At 75.5% G+C, this 820-nt stretch carries 1 protein-coding gene; it reads left to right on the top strand.

Going from position 1 to position 820, the window contains the following annotated elements; all coding sequences use genetic code 11:
- Positions 1-13 precede the first annotated feature (13 nt).
- The coding region (locus VM95_RS37790; RefSeq protein WP_341846058.1) for an acyltransferase domain-containing protein at positions 14-820 on the top strand (807 nt) is incomplete at its 3' end.

The raw sequence follows: 820 nt of genomic DNA, 5'->3' as shown, positions 1-820 counted from the left end.
GTCGGCGGGCGCGGTGGAGCTGCTGACGGACGAGGTGCCGTGGCCTGCGGGCGGTTCGCGGGTCCGGCGGGCCGGGGTGTCCTCGTTCGGGATCAGCGGGACCAACGCGCACGTGATCCTGGAGGAGGGGCCGGCTGCGGTCGTCTCGGAGGCGGTGAGCCCGGGCGGGGTGGTGGTGCCGTGGGCGCTGTCGGCGGGGTCGGGTGCGGCGTTGCGGGCGCAGGCGGAGCGGCTGCGGGCTTGGCTGGCCGACCGGCCGGACGTCGATCCGGCGGCGGTGGCGCGGACGCTCGCGTCGGGGCGCGCGGCGCTGGAGCACCGGGCGGTGGTGGCGGGGCGGGATCTGCCCGAACTCGTGGCGCGGCTGGGTGAATTGGCCGAGGCGGATTCGGTTCCGGCTTCCGGTTCGGGTGCGGTGTTCGTGTTCCCGGGGCAGGGGTCGCAGTGGGCGGGGATGGCGGCCGAACTCCTCGACGTCTCGCCGGTGTTCGCCGCCGCCGTCGAGGAGTGCGCGGCGGTGATGGACCCGTTGACGGACTGGTCGCTGCTGGACGTGTTGCGGGACGGTTCGGGTGCGCTGCTGGGGCGGGTGGATGTGGTGCAGCCCGCGCTGTTCGCCGTGATGGTCGGGCTGGCTCGCTGGTGGGAGTCGTGCGGGGTGCGGCCGTCCGCCGTGATCGGGCACTCGCAGGGGGAGATCGCGGCCGCGCATGTGGCCGGTCTGTTGTCGCTCGAAGACGCGGCCCGGGTCGTGGTGTTGCGCAGCCGGGCGCTGCGGAAGGTGTCGGGCGGCGGGATGCTGTCGGTCGGCGTCGGCGCC

Origin of the sequence: Streptomyces rubellomurinus (assembly GCF_000961885.1) — a bacterium.
Lineage (GTDB): Bacteria > Actinomycetota > Actinomycetes > Streptomycetales > Streptomycetaceae > Kitasatospora > Kitasatospora rubellomurina.
The sequence above is the reverse complement of the archived record's forward strand: the minus strand, read 5'-3'. Positions and strand labels throughout refer to the sequence as shown.